This is a genomic window from Chelativorans sp. Marseille-P2723 (assembly GCF_902809845.1).
GTDB lineage: Bacteria > Pseudomonadota > Alphaproteobacteria > Rhizobiales > Rhizobiaceae > Chelativorans.
In genome coordinates this window covers 148,418-166,378 of the sequence record NZ_CADDWI010000012.1, presented here as the reverse complement: position 1 = coordinate 166,378, position 17,961 = coordinate 148,418, and the positions used below count along the sequence as shown (strand labels likewise).

General features: G+C 59.7%; 19 protein-coding genes. 11 read left to right on the top strand and 8 right to left on the bottom strand.

All coding sequences use genetic code 11. From position 1 onward, the window contains the following. Positions 1-108: 108 nt before the first annotated feature. Together tilS and ybgF are read right to left on the bottom strand one after the other, a co-directional pair. A complete protein-coding gene (gene tilS, locus HUS57_RS10820; protein ID WP_246727842.1) occupies positions 109-1,452 on the bottom strand; it encodes a tRNA lysidine(34) synthetase TilS in 1,344 nt (447 codons plus the stop codon). Next, a complete protein-coding gene (ybgF, locus tag HUS57_RS10815; protein ID WP_173933568.1) occupies positions 1,446-2,417 on the bottom strand; it encodes a tol-pal system protein YbgF in 972 nt (323 codons plus the stop codon). The genes tilS and ybgF overlap by 7 nt, the downstream gene beginning before the upstream one ends. A 219-nt stretch (positions 2,418-2,636) precedes the next feature. Between ybgF and HUS57_RS10810 the strand changes: the two genes are divergently transcribed. Continuing rightward, positions 2,637-2,900, top strand: coding sequence for a DUF2312 domain-containing protein (locus HUS57_RS10810; protein ID WP_173933566.1), 264 nt, complete (start codon positions 2,637-2,639; stop codon positions 2,898-2,900). A 291-nt stretch (positions 2,901-3,191) separates the two neighbouring features. On the opposite strand, the gene HUS57_RS10805 is transcribed toward HUS57_RS10810, so the two are convergent. From HUS57_RS10805 to HUS57_RS10790, 4 genes are all read right to left on the bottom strand, one after another. Further along, on the bottom strand, positions 3,192-5,396 hold the full coding sequence (locus HUS57_RS10805) for an amylo-alpha-1,6-glucosidase (protein ID WP_173933564.1): 2,205 nt from the start codon (positions 5,394-5,396) through the stop codon (positions 3,192-3,194). Between the two features lie 28 nt (positions 5,397-5,424). Beyond that, complete coding sequence (locus tag HUS57_RS10800; protein ID WP_173933563.1) at positions 5,425-6,510, bottom strand: glycosyltransferase family 4 protein; 1,086 nt, start codon at positions 6,508-6,510, stop codon at positions 5,425-5,427. A 116-nt stretch (positions 6,511-6,626) separates the two neighbouring features. Then, positions 6,627-7,301: a phosphoribosyltransferase gene (locus HUS57_RS10795; protein WP_173933781.1), complete on the bottom strand. Its 675-nt coding sequence runs from the start codon at positions 7,299-7,301 to the stop codon at positions 6,627-6,629. Between the two features lie 136 nt (positions 7,302-7,437). Continuing rightward, on the bottom strand, positions 7,438-7,875 hold the full coding sequence (locus HUS57_RS10790) for a DUF2267 domain-containing protein (RefSeq protein WP_173933561.1): 438 nt from the start codon (positions 7,873-7,875) through the stop codon (positions 7,438-7,440). 186 nt (positions 7,876-8,061) lie between these two features. Between HUS57_RS10790 and HUS57_RS10785 the strand changes: the two genes are divergently transcribed. After that, on the top strand, positions 8,062-8,556 hold the full coding sequence (locus tag HUS57_RS10785) for a ferritin-like domain-containing protein (protein WP_173933559.1): 495 nt from the start codon (positions 8,062-8,064) through the stop codon (positions 8,554-8,556). A 596-nt stretch (positions 8,557-9,152) separates the two neighbouring features. Beyond that, entirely contained in the window at positions 9,153-9,677 is a 525-nt protein-coding gene (locus HUS57_RS10780) for a CAP domain-containing protein (RefSeq protein WP_173933557.1), read from the top strand. A gap of 220 nt (positions 9,678-9,897) precedes the next feature. Here the strand turns inward: HUS57_RS10780 and HUS57_RS10775 are convergent, their stop codons facing one another. Then, on the bottom strand, positions 9,898-11,247 hold the full coding sequence (locus HUS57_RS10775; protein ID WP_246727841.1) for an NAD(P)/FAD-dependent oxidoreductase: 1,350 nt from the start codon (positions 11,245-11,247) through the stop codon (positions 9,898-9,900). A gap of 121 nt (positions 11,248-11,368) precedes the next feature. On the opposite strand from HUS57_RS10775, the gene HUS57_RS10770 reads away from it, so the two are divergent. The 8 genes from HUS57_RS10770 (at position 11,369) to HUS57_RS10735 (ending at position 17,006) form a co-directional block, all read left to right on the top strand. After that, a complete protein-coding gene (locus HUS57_RS10770) occupies positions 11,369-11,821 on the top strand; it encodes a hypothetical protein (protein WP_173933553.1) in 453 nt (150 codons plus the stop codon). A gap of 104 nt (positions 11,822-11,925) precedes the next feature. Then, entirely contained in the window at positions 11,926-12,429 is a 504-nt protein-coding gene (locus HUS57_RS10765) for a hypothetical protein (RefSeq protein WP_173933551.1), read from the top strand. A 10-nt stretch (positions 12,430-12,439) separates the two neighbouring features. Then, positions 12,440-12,880, top strand: a complete 441-nt coding sequence (locus tag HUS57_RS10760; RefSeq protein WP_173933549.1) for a YetF domain-containing protein — start codon at positions 12,440-12,442, stop codon at positions 12,878-12,880. A gap of 97 nt (positions 12,881-12,977) precedes the next feature. Further along, positions 12,978-13,463 carry a hypothetical protein gene (locus HUS57_RS10755; protein WP_173933548.1) on the top strand — a complete coding sequence of 162 codons (486 nt, stop codon included), beginning with the start codon at positions 12,978-12,980 and terminating at the stop codon, positions 13,461-13,463. 2 nt (positions 13,464-13,465) lie between these two features. Then, positions 13,466-14,983, top strand: a complete 1,518-nt coding sequence (locus HUS57_RS10750) for an FAD-dependent oxidoreductase (protein WP_173933546.1) — start codon at positions 13,466-13,468, stop codon at positions 14,981-14,983. Beyond that, a complete protein-coding gene (locus tag HUS57_RS10745; RefSeq protein ID WP_173933544.1) occupies positions 14,980-16,269 on the top strand; it encodes an SDR family oxidoreductase in 1,290 nt (429 codons plus the stop codon). Before HUS57_RS10750 ends, HUS57_RS10745 begins: the two co-directional genes overlap by 4 nt. Beyond that, complete coding sequence (locus HUS57_RS10740) at positions 16,269-16,742, top strand: DUF2269 domain-containing protein (protein WP_173933542.1); 474 nt, start codon at positions 16,269-16,271, stop codon at positions 16,740-16,742. Before HUS57_RS10745 ends, HUS57_RS10740 begins: the two co-directional genes overlap by 1 nt. Positions 16,743-16,850: 108 nt before the next feature. Then, positions 16,851-17,006, top strand: coding sequence for a peptide ABC transporter permease (locus HUS57_RS10735; RefSeq protein WP_173933540.1), 156 nt, complete (start codon positions 16,851-16,853; stop codon positions 17,004-17,006). A 48-nt stretch (positions 17,007-17,054) separates the two neighbouring features. Here the strand turns inward: HUS57_RS10735 and HUS57_RS10730 are convergent, their stop codons facing one another. Then, positions 17,055-17,939 carry a peptidylprolyl isomerase gene (locus tag HUS57_RS10730; RefSeq protein ID WP_173933538.1) on the bottom strand — a complete coding sequence of 295 codons (885 nt, stop codon included), beginning with the start codon at positions 17,937-17,939 and terminating at the stop codon, positions 17,055-17,057. Positions 17,940-17,961 lie beyond the last annotated feature (22 nt).

Genomic DNA, 17,961 nt, shown 5'->3' with positions numbered 1-17,961 from the left:
AACGTCCGTAAATGCGCCGACGCCGGCATCGTACATAGCATTGATTGTTCCTAACATAGGGAGCAACCCAAGCCTTGCCAAGCACGCTTCCGGCGCTGTTTCATAAGTTTATCCAATGCGGTCATTGTGGTCTCTCCAAGGCAGCTGTGGCAAGGGCGACGTTCCCAAAAGCGTCATGGCCGCCCGCGCTGGAGCAAGATCGAACGAGGGAAGCAAACGCGACCATGGCGCAGCAACTGGCCGACTTGCAATGCCGCTTATAAGGCCGGGAGGGCCAAGGCAGTTTTCACCCTGCCAAAGAGTTGGCTCGGCAAAAAGAGCGGCGCGAACAACACCGGCTGGCGCATCCTTCTCCACCATGACTTCACTGCTCACCGTCGAGGCGCCGAAAGGCGCGATCCGACCCTCTAGCCTCCCTTTGGTGAAGATACGGTAGCGCCCGTCCCACAGCATGCTTGGCGCGAGCTCGATGGAGGGCAGGCCGCGATGCTCGCGATAAAGGTACAGATTCCCATTTTTGCACGTAGCAACGGCACGGGAGAGAGATGTACGGAAGTACCCGGCTCCTGCGCAAGCCAAGAGTTCGGCGGTGCGTTTTTCGTCGGGCAGATGGGAAGTGCCGCCTGCAACGGCAAGCAGAATGCGAAGAGCATAGGCGGAGAACCCGTCAGTTCCGAGCCTGGAAAGCGTAATGCGGATGAGGCCGGGTGCAGGCTTCACCGCGGCTGACTCGATCCGTTCGGCTGCGCGACACCCCGCCTCCACCCGCGCCTGAGCGGCTTCACGCCCCTTAACTAGCAGCTCCTGTATCGTTTTTTCGTCCAACCCTTGTCGCAGGCGAGCGCGCTCAAACCGGCGGTCACGGTTGGTAGGATCCTCGATCCATTCGATGCCGCGCTCCTTCAGGAACGTGCGAAGTGCCTCACGCCTTACCCCCAGTAAAGGCCGTGCGAACCAGACATCCTGGCCGCCAGGTTCCAGCAGGCTCGCCGGGGCGATGCCCGCCGTGCCGCGCCCTTTACCGCGTGTAAGCCGCATGGCGACGGTTTCCGCCTGGTCGTCTGCCGTATGAGCGGTGAGCACGAGGCTCGCACCTGCCTCCCGCGCGGCACGGGCCAGAAGGTCGAAACGGGCCTCGCGCCCCGCGGCAGAGATGCCGCTGGTTGGCTTCCGTCCTTCCCAGCGCATGGTCCGATGATGAATGCCGTGATTGTCTGCAAGCCGCGCCACCATGCGCGCCTCCTCGGCCGATTGCGCACGCAGCCCATGGTCCACTGTCACTGCAAGCAGCGTCGGTGCACGAGGCAGCCTACGAAAATAATCGTGGAGAAGAAAAAGGAGGGCAAGTGAGTCGCCACCGCCAGAGACTGCCGCCACAACCGTGCCGTGCTCGGCGAAGCTGAAGGCAGAGAAGAGGGCGTCAGGTTTGGGTAAGGTATCTTTACTCAGCAACCGGCCAATGCCTGTTCCTGTTTGACGCGATTCTGCAGCACAGAACTGGTGTTCGGATAGCGGTGGCCGATTTCCTTATAGGTTGCGCAGGCTACGTCCCGCTGATTCATTGCTGCCAGCGAAACGCCCAGCTTCAGGAGCATGTCGGGTGCCTTCTGCGCGTCGGGATAGCTGCGATTGGCCTGCAGGAAAACTTCTGCTGCTTCCCGGTAGCGCTCCTGGCCGAGCAAGGCTTCCCCTAGCCAGAAATTTGCATCGGCAACATTTTCAGCTTCGGGAAACTGCTCCAGATACTGACGAAAACCCGATTCGGCCATCCGGTAATCGCCGGAAAGGATGAATTCGTAGGAGTTGCGGTAAATCTCCTGGGGGTTGTCGGAAGGGGGCAGGGCCGCTACCGTCGAGTTGTCGCTCCCCGGAACTGCTCCTTGCTGAAGAAGATCGATTGGCTGTCCCGTGCCGGTCGTGACCACATTGCCCTGCTCATCGAAAGTGATGGTGCCAAGAGTACGGGGCGGCTCACCGCGCTGTGCCGTTTCAACTCCAGGCAGGGCCGCACCTGCCTGGGCATCCTGTGCGCTTGCAATCGTGCTCTGCCCGCTGCCAGCAGGCGGCACCTGATTTTCGGAGCGCTGTTCTGATGCACCATTCCCACGGCTGGTGTTTCCTTCCAACTCCTGGAAGCGAAATTCCGTATCCTCCTGCATCCGTCGGATCTGGTCCTGCATCTGCAGGATCTGGAAGTTAAGCTCTTCCATCAGTCCGTTGAGCCTGCGTACCTCCTCCTCCAGGCCAGCAATACGGGGATCAGCCATCTGCGCGAGAACAAGTGGCTGCTGGCCGGCAGGGTAATGTCGCGCGGCATCTTGCGATGCCACGCGGGGTGCGGCCGTACTTGCGCCGGCCGACATCAGAAGGGCCAGAGCCAAAACGGCAAGGTCACGCATTTGAAAACTGGACCGCATTCGCATACTCGCTATCGACAAGAAACGCTTGGGCGCGGATCGGGCACCGCCCGCCGCTTTCTTATCAGGTAGCGAGACTTCGGCCAAATTTTGATTGCACGGGAGCCGCTCTTTTCCGATGAGCGGGTGAATGCCTTGACCTACCGTATCAGCTAAGGCATCGAACCCAGCTCTTCCGCCCGCAGAGTCGCGGGCATTTCCCTTCATCCGGAGAAAATCATGGCCGAGGACATCACCAACGAGACCGCGCAAACCGTTGCAGCAGGGCAGCTCCGTGCCTTCATCGAGCGTATCGAGCGTCTGGAAGAAGAGAAGCAGACGATCGCCGAAGACATCAAGGAAGTCTACGCGGAGATGAAGGGAGTCGGCTTCGATACGAAGGCGGTGCGCACTATCGTTCGGCTGAGAAAGAAGGACCAAGCGGAGCGGCAGGAGGAAGAGGCAATGATCGAGCTCTACAAGCAGGCTCTCGGAATGGTATAATGGAAGCCAAAAAAAAAGCACCCGCCGGGGGAGGAGGACCGGCGGGTGCCTTTAGGATCGGCCAGCACTCGGGAGGAGGTGAGGCTGGCCGCATCTCGCCGGGGAAATGGGAGGAGGGGGACCCCGTCGAGAACTTGGCGTGTACATAGGGGACCAGGCCGGCGGTTTAAAGGCAAACTTCTCCTGAAAGGCGCGCAATTCTGTCGCACTGTGGAAAATCTCCACATCACAAACCCGAAAAGCGGCAATGAGCGCCCAGTCGCCATGCCAGCCGCGGATTTTCACGCATTCTTAATGGGTCATGGTGACGCGGATGTTCCCGACCCGCTGAAGAACCTGGACCACAACCTCCGTGTCTATGCGGCGCAGGAGCACGTCCACCTTGCCCTGCGGCAGGGTGATGTTCCGCAACATCACCTCGTCAAGGAATTCAGGCAGCATCGGTTGGTGGAATAACAGAGCTCCCTCGGTGCAATCGAAAGTCATGCCGAGACATGATTGGAGAAGCGAGAGTGGCGCCACCGCCGCCCACGCCTGGGGCGAGCACGCGACGGGGTAGAAGGTGGGGCCGCGGCTGCGCTGGCGTGGGAAACCGCAAAAGAGCTCTGGCAGCCTGCGCAGGTCAATATAGGTGGAGGACATGGCGACTCCCTCGAACACCCGGGCGGCCTCACCGCGAAAGCCATAGCGAGCAAACCCGGCGGCGATCAGCGCGTTGTCGTGCGGCCAAACGGAACCATTATGGTAGCTCATGGGATTGTAGCGCTTTTCCGTGGTTGCGACGGTGCGGATGCCCCAGCCCGAAAAGGAGTTGCTGTTCATGAGCGTGGCGACGACGGAAGGGGCGCGCTCGGGAAAGGCGATGCCGGTGAACAGGGTATGGCCCGCGTTCGACGCGCGAACACGGCATGGCTTCTTTTCACCATCGAGAGCCAGAACATATGTGCCGAGTTCTTTGTCAAAGAACGTGCTGTCGAAGTTTTCGCGCAGTTCTTCGGCCGCCATTTCGAGCACCAAGAAGCGCTCCCGCATTTCCATGACGCTCGCCATGAACGCGGCCGCCTTCAGCGCGCCGTAGACATAGGCCTGGACCTCGCACAAGGCAATCGGCCCGATGGCAAGCCTGCCATCGGCATGGAAGATGGCATCGTAGCTGTCCTTCCAGCCCTGATTGGCAAGCCCGACCATCGTGCGCCGGCCGTATTCCACGAAACCGTCACCGTCACGGTCGCCATGTTCTGAGATCCAGGAAAGGGCAGCCTCGATATTCGGCCAAAGCCCTTTGATCGTTTCCAGATCTCCAGTGCGTTCCAGGTAAGCCCCTGCCAGCATGACGAACAGCGGCGTGGAGTCGACACTGCCATAGTAGCGGCGGAATGGTACTTCGCCGAGCTCGGCCATTTCGCCATAACGAAGCTCGTGCAGGATCTTGCCTGGTTCGGCGTCCGCCACGGGGTCTTCTTCTTTGGCCTGATTGGCTGCCAGATGTTTGAGAACGCCGCATGCGATAGCCGGGTCTAGCCACAGCGTCTGCATCGCTGTGATAAGAGCGTCACGGCCGAATGCGGTACTGAACCAGGGTATCCCGGCATACGGAAAGGGGCCCTCCTGCGTCCTGGTGACAAGCATGTAGAGATCGGCCACCGAACGGCGGACAATTTCATTGAACACGTCGTTCGATGTCGTCACCGAGGCAGCCCCGCCGGAAAGGCTGCGCATTGCGCGGCGGGCTTCCGCCAAGCTCGAAAAGAATTGGCGATGAGGTTCAAACTCGGGCGCATCCCCGCTGCAGGTCACGTCGATGAAGATCTGGCATGATTGGCCCGGCTTGACGTCCACTTTCCAGGTGGCGTGGGAGCCGTCGAGCTTGACAGGCGCCGGGTCGAAGCGGAGCACCGTCCGCCGCACGACATCATCAAGGCCCGTATAGGATAGTGTGACGCGGTTCCCCTCTACCTTTGGCACATGCATGGTCCCGCGTCTGGGGCGACGCGCGCCACGCACCTCGAAAAGATCGGCAAAATCGGCGGCGAAAGCAAGCTCGATGGTGACTCTCCGGGAAACCTCGTCAAAATTCCGCAACGAGATGCGTTCAAAGCAGGTGGCATCCCACAAGAATCGTGTACGGCGGATGTGGATCAGGTCGTGCTGAAGTACGAGCTGGCCGTTCTCATAAAGGTTTGGATTGGCAAGATCGAACACGAGCAGCGCGTTGTCGTCTCGGAGCATGGAGCTGAGAAGCAACGGCCGCTCTCCGCAGATCGTCATGTAGAAATGTGAAAGATGGCGCATATCGCGATGGTAGAGGCCCTCGGAACTTCCAGGGCCTGAAAGCGCATCTCCATTGTGGTCGAACATGGAGAATGTGTCGCCATATTTCTGCGTGCGAGGCCGCCGCTCCTGAAGGGGAGCCGTGGCCGCGATGAAGAATTGCGGCGTCCGGGCGGTGCCAAACTCTGCCGGTTGCGGCTCAAGGAGGTTCGTACCTTCGGTCATCGTGCGTTCCTCCTGCGATAGCGGCGCGTCACCCGATAATGGTCGCCCTTGTAGCCTCGACCGGGAACGGCACGGTGGGCAAGCGGTGATGCAGCAGGCGCTCGTAGACGGCAACATAATCTGTCGCCATGCGGTCGACCGTAAAGCGCTCCTCGAAGCGGCGGCGTACACCGGCCCGACTCATCTCGCAGGCCCTTGGCACGAACTCAACAGCCTCCTCAACTGAGTCAACAATGAACCCAGAAACACCGTGATCCACCACCTCGGGAACCGAGCCGTGGCGGAAGGCGATCACTGGCGTGCCGCAGGACATTGCCTCAATCATCACGAGGCCGAACGGTTCAGGCCAGTCAATGGGGAAGAGAAGGGCGCAGGCGTTGCCCAGGAACTCGGCCTTCGTGCGATCGTTCACCTCGCCTACATACTCGAAATTCGGATTTCGAGCGATCATTGGAGCGATAACATTGTCCCAGTAAGCCTTTTCCGCACGGTCAACCTTCGCCGCTATCTTAAGCGGCATATTAAGTCGCGAAGCGATCTCTATCGCACGGTCTGGCCTTTTCTCCGGCGAGATTCTGCCCAAGAATGCAAGATAGCCTTCCGTCGGTGAAGGGCTGAACGGGAGGGCGTCGAGTGGGAGGCCGTGATGGATGGTGGTCACCCAGTTAGCCATCGGCAGCGGCCGCCGCTGGTCGTTCGAAATGGGAACAACGGGAATCTCGCGGAACGCCTGGTAAAAAGGGACAAGGTCCGGCAGATCGAGCCTTCCGTGCAAGGTTGTCACCGTGCGGTGTGCGAAGGGGCGGATCAGAGGGAAATGCAACAGATCGATGTGAAAATGCAGAATGTCGAACTCGTCGGCTCTGCGGCGCACCTCTTCAAGAAGGATGAGATAGTACGGGAGCGGATCGCGAATGTCGGGATCGAGGCGAAGAGCGCCTTTGCTGCAGGGAACCAACTCGGCAGCAGTAACCGAGTCTCCGGATGCAAAAAGGGTCACGTCATGCCCCTGGCGCACAAGTTCTTCCGTCAGGTAGGAGACGATCCGCTCAGTCCCGCCGTAAAGCTGGGGGGGGACACTTTCGGCCAAGGGAGCAATCTGAGCGATCTTCATCGGCAATACCTCTCATAGTATGAGGAAGCATCGCGGCGCAAAAGCGGGGGAAGTTCTGCTGCCATTTGAACGGGCGGGATTTCAAGTCTGAGAAGCATATGCTTTTCTCCGGGCGGTCAGTTTGCAGCGGCTTGCCATCGCAGCGCCGCATCCAGGCAAGCAACAACATCCGCATCGCTCGTTTGTTCGAAATTTTCGTAGTGGAGCCCTACCGCCCGGAAATTGGATGGATTGCTAAGACAGATCACCTCGTCCGCTTCCTCGCGCAGAGCTTCGATGGCTTCGCGCGGCGCGACGGGAACGGCAAGCACGATGCGGGAGGGGCCTGAGCGTCTTATCCCCTTCAGTGCAGCCCGTACGGTGCTGCCCGTCGCTATGCCATCATCGATGACGATGACGACGCGGCCAGAAAGGGGGATGGGCTTGCGGTCTGAAAGGTATTTCTGCCGAAGCTGTTTGATCCGGGCAAGCTGCCTCCGCATCTCCGCATCCACATATTCCTGCGAGGGATTGACGAGGGAAATCGCCTCCTCGTTTAGGACGAGTTGTGGCTCTGCACCATTAACCACAGCGCCGATGCCGTATTCGGCATGGCCGGGCGCGCCAAGCTTGCGCACCAGGAGAAGTTCAAGAGGAGCTTTCAGGGCCTTTGCCGCCTCAAGGCCTACAGGGACGCCGCCGCGCGGAAGTGCGAGCACGACCGGCCGCGCGTCCTTCAGATGAGATAGCTGGACCGCCAGACGCTGTCCCGCGTCCTGGCGGTCCCTGAACACGCTCTGCTTACCGCACATCCTGTCATCCCGCGCGTTTCGCCGGGATGCCGTGGTCCATCGGATGAAGGCGCCGGCATCCAGGCAGCCGATGGAAACGATCGGGATCGATCCGCATCTTCCTGACATTGTTCCTCAAACGCTCGTGCATTATCGGTCAGACGCCAACACTCTCCGGCCAAAGGGCCTGGACTTCCTTTGGAAGCGCATCGCGCACCTTGGCTGACTGGCCCAGATCCACATGATGCGCGATAACCTTGAATACCGATCGTGTGGCTTCTTTCGGATCAACGGGCCGGATGTTGGCAAGTCCTTCCTTCACCCGCTCCAGGAAAGCATCGAGCGTGCGCGTGATGTCCGGCTGCCGCGAAGGCTTGTACTGGTCGTAGTAGAGGCCGCGAACGAGAAGCGGCAGCTCTGCTCCGAGATGGGCCGCAAGGTCGGCCGGCAGACGGTCCCGCAGTGCCTTCAGCACAGCGCCGAGAATATGCCAGGCAACCTGACGGTTGTTACCATGGTCCTTCATGATCTCATTCAGCCAAATATTCGTGGTTTGAATGGTCTTGTCCAAGACTTCGAGCCCGGTCCCACTCATCTTGAATCCTCGCGCAGCAACGAAAGCGGTCGTAGCGCCTGTCTCGCCGTTCCAACCTTCTGATCTGCCGAAAGGTTCGCCCATGGGAGATAAAAATTAACGTTAGATCACCTGCCGCTGCGCCATGGAACACAACGCTGCGAGGAAGGTTCGTAAGCCTGCCAGAAACGGAAACGGAGAAGCACAATGGCCAGCCAGAGCCGCACCCTTGAGAATCTCATGCTGGACACCTTGAAGGACATCTATAGCGCTGAAAAACAGGTTTTGCGTGTCTTGCCGAAGATGGGAAAAGCCGCTCGCTCCGAAGAGTTGAAGAAGGCGTTGGAAAATCATCGCAAAGAAACGGAGAAGCAGATCGAGCGGCTGGAGAAAGTCTTCGAAACGCTTGACAAAACACCCCGTGGCAAGACGTGCGAGGCCATGCAGGGCCTGGTCGCCGAAGGGGAAGAAATCATGGAGGAGTTCTCGGACTCCGATGCCCTCGATGCCGGCCTTGTCTCTGCGAACCAGTCGATCGAGCACTATGAGATCGCCCGCTACGGCACATTGCGGACATGGGCTCGTCAGCTTGGCATGGATGAGGCGGTAAAGCTCTTCGAGGAGAACCTGGAAGAGGAAAAGAAAGCTGACGCGCTGCTCACCAAGCTGGCTGAACAGGAGGCTAACCAGAAGGCGGCGTAAGCCTTAAGCGTTGTTACCACAACCGGTCCACGGAAGCGGTTCCGTGGATCCTCTCATGACAGCACGTATCCGACATTTGCGGAACGTAATGGGTTCGGCCAGCGGATAGTACTTATTCCGGCGCATTCTGCTGAGTGTTCGAGGGGGTACGTTCTTGATGTTGCGACGGAAGCGAGATCTGGCGCGCCCGCCTGCCTGCCGGAAGCGGCGCGAGGCTTTTCATTTATATGGATTCGGATGCTCGCCAGTATCTCATCGTTGTGACTGGCAGCCACCATTCCACTGGAATCAGGCGGGGTAAATTCTATGATCACCGATGCCCTGCCTCTATAAGCACCGGAAAGAATGTGGATGAACGGCAGGAGACAGTACTGCCACAAAACATACAAGAATTCCCCCCAGGATGGATCCTGACTTGGCCGGAGACAATGCTTGCGAAGTCGCCCTCGGCAGGCGTCGCCCTACAGGACGCAGAGCGAGGTGGACTCGGTGGCCCTTCCGACGAAGGGGACAGACCAGCCGAGCAACGTTGAGAAGCCGGAGCGGGGCTGACTTGATTGCGCTTTCATGCGCAAAATGGGGGTTGGGACTTGGTATTGAACATTGTTGGTTCGTTAAAAGCGGTCGCTGGCCTTCTGGCAATAGCACTCATTGTGGCCGGCTGTGCATCGCAGCCCTTGAGCAATAATGACCTGGACAGGATTGCCGATCTCGGAGCACTGCGCCAGGAAGCGCTGACACTCGTCAACCAGACCCGAAGGAGAGAGGGTGTGCCGCAACTGCGGCGGTCAGCACAGCTTGATGCCGCCGCGCAGGCACATGCGGAGGATATGGCCAGGCGAGGCTTCTATGCCCACGTCTCTCCGGAACGGGGCGACGTCGGCTCCCGCTACCGCGCGAGCGGCGGCGGCGATTGGCGCATCATCGCCGAAAACATCAATCAATGCGTGAATTGCCGCGCTTCGGTGGAACAGATGCGCACCTTCCATCAGCGCTGGCTGGCAAGCCGTGGCCACCGCCGCAATATCGTCGATCCGCGTCTTGAAGCTTTCGGGTTCGGCGTCGCCTCGGCAGGCGGTCGGGTATACGCAGTGCAGACCTTCGTGACCGAGCGGCCTTAGCTCCTAGACCGTTTCGGTATCTTAGGATCGACAGGCGATCTCCACTGAAAGGGCGTCTGGCCGCCCTTGCACGGTTATCCTCCTGCCTCTTTCCTAGTCTGCTGTGGGCGGAGACATTTCGTTCCGGATAAACACCGCTGCGAACCGATCTACGCAGCTCTGGCCACTACCGGCGCATGGGTGGTTATCCTTGCCGCGCCGGATGCACACGCCTGCCTATTCATTCCTCCACCTTGGACGCTGGCTGGCCCGCCGCCGGCGTTCTGGCCTGGCGGATATCAAACGTGTCGTCATACATCACACGGGCGCCGCGCTCGAAGGTGATGTAGCGCCAGAACCATTGCAGCGAGACGAGCATCCGGTTCTGGAAGCCAACCAACAGGTAGACATGAATGATCGCCCAGGCTGCCCAGGCTAGCCAGCCTTTTAGCTTGAAACGGCCCCGCTCGAAAACTGCCGCGTGGCGGCCAACAATGGCCGTATTGCCACGGCTCCTATATTCAAACGGGGGGAGAGCCGTGCCCTCTTTCATATGACGGACAAGCGCGCGTCCAAGGTGACGACCCTGTTGCTTCGCTACCTGTGCAAGCCCCGGCAGCGGTTGTCCATCCTTGCCGGTGAACAAGGCTGCATCGCCCAGCACAAAGACATTCGTAGAACCCTTCGGGCGCATTGTCTCGTCCACCAGCACCCTGCCTGCTTTATCCAGCGGTGCACCCAGCTTAGAGCCCAGTGGCGACGCTGCTACCCCCGCCGCCCAGAGTACAAGGCCGACGGGCATGATGCTGCCGCCAAAGCTAATTGTGCCTTCGCCGATATCTTCTACGGGTTTGCTGGTCGAGATTTCCACGCCGAGCTTCTCAAGCCGTCGGTGAGCATAATCCGATATTTCCTCCGAAAAGCCGGAGAGGATTCGCGGACCCGCTTCGATCAACACGATCCGGGCAGCTTCCGGCCTTGCGCTTCGAAAGTCGCGTGCGAGCGTATACCGGCTGAGTTCGGCAAGCGAGCCTGCAAGTTCCACTCCCGTCGGGCCGCCGCCGACAATGACAATGGTCATGAGCCGTGACTGTTCTGCGGGGTCGATTGTTCGCTCCGCTCGCTCGAAGGCGAGCAACGCGCGGGCTCGGATGAAGCGTGCGTCGGTGAGCGATTTGAGGCCGGGGGCCCTTTCACTCCATTCGGAATGGCCGAAATAGCTGTGAGAGGCACCCGGTGCAAGGACCAGATAGTCATAGCCGAAGGATGAGCCATCCGCGAGGGTGATGGTCTGGTTGTCAGTGTCGGTCTCGGTCACTTCGCCCAGAAGCACCTGGACGCTGTCATAGCGGCGCAGGATCTTGCGGATCGGCTCGGCAATATCCGTCGCCGAAAGCGCAGCGGTAGCTACCTGATAGAGAAGCGGTTGGAAGAGATGATGGTTCTGCCGGTCGATCAGCACCACCGGCAGCCCCGCGCGACCCAACTCCCGAGCCACTTCCAGCCCTGCAAAGCCTGCGCCCACGACGACGACGCGTGAGACGCGGGAGGCAATCGGCGGTGCTGTGCGCACTCCGTCCTTGGGGCTCACGCGAAAAGCTCCAGCGCTGTCATGATCGACTCCGATATTGAGGCATGTCTCTGGCAATGGAAATGGAACCGCAGCCTTGGCCGAGGGTTCCAATATCTCTTCCTCGATGCGGAGCGCGCATATGAGCATTGCACGACATGCCCTAATTAGCGGAGCGCTGGCAGGGGCTGCTTCTCTCGCAGCGGTGATGATCGCTGCCCGCTGCGAGGGCAGAAGCGCGCTTCAACCTCTCAATGCGACAAGCCATTGGTTGCATGGCGACAAGGCGGGCAGCGTCCGGCGTGCAGACATAAGCCATACCGGCGTGGGACTTCTCACCCATGCTGCTTCCGCCATGTTCTGGGCTGTGCCTTTCGCTGTGTGGCAAGCCGGGAGGAAGCGCACTTTTCTGGAAGTTGTAGGCGATGCTGCTCTGGTGTCAGGGGTCGCGGCGCTCGTCGACTATGGCATGATCCATCGCCGGCTGACGCCGGGGTGGGAACTGGCAGTCTCGAAGCAAGCCGTAGCTTCGGCTTTCATAGCGATGGCAGCGGGGCTTGCCGCGGGCTCGCTTCTCAATCAGCGAAAAACCTAGCCGGTTGCCGGAGAAGCATCGTGAACCGATTGCACACTCGGCCCTGTGGAACCAATTTGCCAAAGCCGTGTTGATGTTGCTCTTTACAGGGCAGCAATGGCGAAATGGAACTTCACGAGCCTCCGCTCCGCAAGGACGGTCTTCAGCTCCAGGAGCATAGGTCTTTCCAGAACGTATTCTGGACGGTGGAGCGCATCGCGTGGATCACCTTTGCCCTTATGCTGGTACTGGCCATATTGGGCCTGACCGGCTCCGGCGGCTACTTTGCTAAGGCCAACGCCACTTTGCCAGCGGGATCCGCTGAGTATCCGCGGGTTTCCCGATGGGAAACCTCGGACGAATTCCGCGTCATGTTTGAGGCAGGCGGCGAGACCCGTCGCCTGACAATAGGGAACCCGTTCTTCAAATACTTTCAGATCGAAGGCGTTCAGCCGCAACCCGAGCGCTCCCGATCCGTCCAGCACGGAGTGATGATGGAGTTTGCAGCCGATGAGGGCGCACCAGTCGATGTAACCTTTTATGTCCGCTCCCTGCGTCCGGGTATTGCAAACTACAGGGTTGGACTGGACGGGGCCGACACGTTGCTTCGAACCGTGATCCTTCCATAGGAGAGCAAGAATGGATTCCGTCGTCCGCGGTATTGTCGTCTATTTCTTCCTGCTGATCGTGGTGCGGCTTTCAGGGCGACGAACGCTGTCGCAGATAACCCCGTTCGATTTCGTGCTTCTTCTCATCGTGGCGGAGACCACGCAGCAGGCTTTGCTGGGTGACGACTTCTCACTGGTCAATGCCTTTGTCCTGATCCTTACGCTGTTTGTCACCGACATCGCGCTTTCCTTTGCGAAGCAATGGTGGCCGCGTGCAGAAGTCATGCTCGATGGAGCAGCAACCGTGCTCATCAGCCGCGGCAAGCCCGACAAGGAAGCGTTGCGGCGCGCGCGGGTGGATATTGCCGACATTCTGGAGGCGGCGCGGACCCAACACGGGCTGGAACGGCTCGAACAGATCAAGTTTGCCGTGCTCGAGGTTGGAGGCAATGTGAGCATCATTCCCCGCTGAGAGTTGCCGCCAAAAGCGGCACCAACCTGTTTTTCATGCGGGAACATTCGCTTTGCTCTTCCTGTTTTGACGCACCACCGGCGGCAAGGAGAAGGATTTGGGAAGAGTCATATTCGGCGCGCTTGCAGGAATATCAGCAACCACGGCGATGACAGTGGCGATGCGGCATCTCCGGCCGTTGCTCTCTCATGACCCTTATCCCCTGCCGCCTCGCGAAATCTTTGATCGGGTAAGCCCGAATGGAACGGGAGGGCTTGCCCCGCTTGGAACGGTGATCTCTCACTTCGCCTTCGGTTCCCTGGCTGGCGCCATCTACGGGATGATCCCGCGGCGACAGAGACCCGGTGGCGTCCCTTTCAGTCTCATGGTGTGGGCCGCCAGCTATCTCGGCTGGATACCGGCCTTCGGCATTCTGAAATCCGCAGTGCGGCATCCGATAGAGCGTAACCTTCTCATGCTGGCCGCGCATGCGGTCTGGGGCGTCACGCTTGCTGCAAGCTTACGGGAACTGGAGGCAGCAACAGCCGATATCTTCGCCGGCGGGCCGAAACGGGATGCTCCTGCCAACATCAAACGAGGATGATCATGAAAAACGGTATTCCCTTCTGGTTTGATGGCGTAGAGGCGCCGGCCTATCCGCCGCTCGATGAGGATCTCGACGTTGATGTGGCGATTGTTGGCGGTGGTCAGGTGGGACTCCATTGTGCTTACAAGCTCAAGGATTCAGGGCTGCGGGTCGTGGTGTTGGAGGCACGAAGGATCGGGCGCCAGGCGACCGGGCGTTCAACCGCCAAGGTCACCGTCCAGCACGGCCGAAGATATTCAACGCTGATTAGCAAATATGGTGAAGGTGACGCCCGCATCTATGCCGAGGCGAACAAGGAAGCGATGGAGGAGATTGCCCGTTTGGCAGCCGCTATGGAGGAGCAGGCTGGGCTGGATGTCCGTGCGGCTTTTATTTATGCCGCAGACGAAAACCAAGCCCGTATGCTGGAAGAGGAGGCACAGGCCGCCCGCTCGCTTGGCCTGCCTGCGCGAATGGTCTTCGATGCCGGTCTTCCCTTTGCCACCACAGCGCTCCTCGAATTTTCCGGGCAGTATCAGTTCGACCCCTACCGCTATCTTGTCGGGCTCGCTCCTCTCATCAATGCTCCCATTTATGAGCAAAGCAGGGTTACAGAAATCGAGGGTGAATCTCCAAGGCGCCTCAAGGTCAATGGCCATACGGTTGCAGCCAATCACGTGATCGTTGCGACTCAGATGCCAATCGTCAATGAAGGCAGGTATTTCGCCAAGGCGTTCCCCTTTGCGCACCCGGTCGTCGCGGCGCCGCTCCCGGCGGACAAGCCGCTTGAAGGCATGTTCATCAATGCGGGCAGCCCGAGCCATTCACTGCGCACCGCCGAAAGGGACGGGCAAACCTATCTCATCGCTGCCGGGGGGGAATACAAGCAGGGCGAGGAGGAGGACCAGCAACGGATGATGGACGACCTCCGCACCTTCCTTGAGAAGGAATTTGGAATCCGCACCCTTTCCCACGCTTGGACGAATGAGGATTTCAGGCCCATGGATGGCGTTGCCTTCGTGGGGCCGGCAAGTAGCGACGGCACTCTCCAGGTGGCAACCGGCTTCGATGCCTGGGGCATCACTCAAGGGGTGGTGGCAGCCGACATTCTGGCTGGGCACGTCATTGGGCGGAGCCATCCGGCATCCCGTCTTTTCGACGCAGCTCGCATGAGACCGGTCAAGAGCGCTAGGGAGTTCACCAAGGGAAACATAGAGGCAGCGACGCATCTTGTTCGCGACAAGATGCTGAAGCGGATGGCCGTGCCGCTGGACGACATCGCACCGGGCAGCGCAGGTATCGTCGACCACAATGGGGAGCAGCTTGCCGTCATTCGGCACATGGATGGCTCGCTGACGGCATTTACCGCAAGTTGTACCCATATGGGCTGTATTATCGGCTGGAATCCCATCGACCGCACCTGGGACTGCCCCTGCCACGGCTCGCGCTTCGATGAACATGGCGATGTGATCGCAGGTCCCGCTGTTTCACCGCTGAAATTCCGCTTGCTGGAAGGCATCGAAGACGAGGGCGCATGAGGATTCTCGTCACCGGGGCGAACGGCCTGATCGGCTCCGCTGTTTGCGCCAGGCTGAGGCAGGAAGGGCACGAAATCGTTGCTGCAGTGAGACCCGGAAGCAGGCCAGTGCCCCAGGCTGCTGCGGCGGTCATCGAAATCGATCTCGCGCAGGCCGTGGATCACAAGGCATGGTTGCCGTGCCTTGCTAGCGTCGCCGCTGTGGTCAACTGCGTCGGTGCATTGCAGGATGGAGCACAAGAGAGCGTTGCCGAAGCCCACGTCGCCGCGGCGGCAACCCTTTTTCGCGCATGTGAGCAGGCGGGCGTCCGCCGCGTGATCCACTTCTCGGCCATCGGCGTGGACAGGGAGCAGCCTTCGGCATTCTCCGCCACAAAGTTGGAAGGCGATCGCTTCCTGATGGAGCGCGATCTTGAATGGATCATCCTGCGCCCTTCGGTAGTTCTGGGTCGCGCTGTGTTCGGAGCCAGCGCGCTTTTTCGCGGTCTTGCAGCCCTACCCATCCTTCCCGAGATGAAGAATACGGGAGCGTTGCAGGTCGTGCAGCTTGACGATGTGGTGACCACCGTCGCCTTCTTCGTCCATCCCGACGCCCCTTCGCGGCTTGCACTGGAGCTTGCCGGCCCTGAACAACTGTCCATGAGCGATGTCGTTGCCCATTACCGCAACTGGTTTGGGTGGAGATCTGCTCGCCGAGTCATAATACCTGATTTCCTGTCTGGCCTGCTTTACCGCGCGGGAGATGCCGCGGGATGGCTGGGATGGCGCGCGCCGGTTCGCAGCACCGCCCGCAGGGAGATGGTACGCGGTGCGGTTGGCGATCCAACCCCGTGGATCACCGCGACCAAAATCGAACCGCTGCCGCTTGGGGAGGCGCTCGCGCGCCAACCGGTTAGCGTCCAGGAACGCTGGTTTGCCAAGCTCTACTTCCTGAAGCCGTTGATCTTCCTCGTGCTGCCGTTTTTCTGGATCGCCACAGGCGTCATCTCGGTGACCATAGGCTTTGACGATGGTTTGGAGCTCATGCGGCGCGCGGGGGTAGATGCTCTCGCTGCACCCGGTGTCGTGGCCGGAGCTATTGCCGACATGATTGTGGGAGCGGCCATTGCCTATCGTCCGCTGGCCCGCTTGGGGCTCTTCGGTGCTATTGCACTCTGCCTGTTCTACACCGTGGCAGGAACCATTCTCCTGCCGGAATTGTGGAACGAACCGCTGGGGCCGCTGATGAAGATCTTGCCCATCTTCGTTCTCCATCTCGTTGCCTTGGCCATTCTGAAAGAGCGCTGATGGTCTATTTCTTCCTCAAATTCGTGCATGTTATCGGGGCCGCGGTGCTTCTGGGGACGGGCGCCGGCATTGCCTTCTTCATGCTTCTTGCGCACCTGACAGGTAATGCGGGGACTGTTGCAGCTGTGGCTCGTATTGTAGTCATAGCCGATTTCCTGTTTACGGCGACTGCTGTCGTGGTGCAGCCGGTGACAGGGCTCCTCCTTGTCTGGCACCTGGGCTATTCACTCTGGGAGCACTGGATCGTGCTGTCCATTATTCTTTACATCGTCACCGGCGCATTCTGGCTGCCTGTCGTGTGGATGCAGATGGAAATGCGGCGGCTTGCCGCGTCGGCGCATGAGCAGGGAATGGCTTTGCCGCCCCGCTATAACAATCTTTTCCGCCTCTGGTTTGCTTTCGGCTTCCCGGCTTTTGCGTCTGTCCTTGCCATCTTCTGGCTCATGATCACGCGCCCCCTTGAAATCTGGTAGGATTATCCGCGCCCCAATTCGGTGGTTGCGCTGGAACGCACCTGAATCCGGGTGAATAGAAAGACGCGTCGGAACATTCTTCGCGGGGGTCAGTTTTCCCTCGGAATCATGGCTGATAAACCCAAACCGCTCGACATCCCCAGCAAGGAAGCCAGCCAAGGCTTCATCGTGCTACGTACGCCGCTCCGCCGCGCCATCTTTATCGGCGGCCTTGCCGGAATAGTCGTACTCGCAATCGCGCTGATGCTGGGTTCACCAGGATAACAGCATCAGGAAGCGTAGCCGCTGCGTTAAAGGCGCGCGCCTCTATTGTTACTGCTCTTCTTCTCCGCCGTCCGCCCCGAGCTGTTGACGAAGCATGCTATCGACAGCGTTTTTCAGCTCGGCATCGGGAATGTCGATCTGCGCCTCGTTTCTGAACGCAGCCAAGGCCTCGATGTAGTTTTCCCGGATGATGATCGAGCGAACCTGGTTCTCTACCTGATCGAATGACGGTGGCTGCTGCCTGCGTTTGTCCTCGACCTTGATGACATGCCAGCCGAATTGGGTCTGCACCGGCTCCGTGGAATGCGTGCCAGGCTCCATGGCGAACGCGGCTTCCGAAAACTCCGGTACCATGCGCTCTGCCGTAAAATAGCCCAGATCGCCGCCGTTAGCGGCGGCGCCGTCCTTAGAGGACTCCTGCGCCAGTTCGGCAAAATCTGCCCCTTCATCGAGCTGAGCGATTATGTCTTTTGCCTCTTCTTCGGTTTCGACCAGGATATGACGGGCGTGCACTTCCTCCGGCAATGCGAGATCCGCCACCTCCGCGTCGTAGCGGGCGCGCACGTCTTCATCGGTAATGTTTCCGACCACATTCTGATCGATATAAGCGCTGTGCAAGGCTCGCTCGCGCAGGAACTCCATGCGATCCAGGAAATCCTGGCTCTGGTCGATCTGCTGCTTCTCCGCCTCGGCCGCGAAAAGGCGGACGTCGATGATAGCGGAGAGAGCGGCCGCGCGCTTCTGCTCAGCGGGAAGCTGGCCGAATTGCGGGTCAAGCTCGCTTTCAGCAAGTGCCAGATCGGCTTCGGTGATGGGCTGACCATTGAGCGTCGCCACCACCGCGTCCTCCTGCGCGAATGCGTGGATGCCGCTGATGGACATGAGAGAGGCGGCACACGCAGAAACGAGGAGGCGGCGGACAGAATGATGCATAACGTTGTTCTCCTGGGATTCT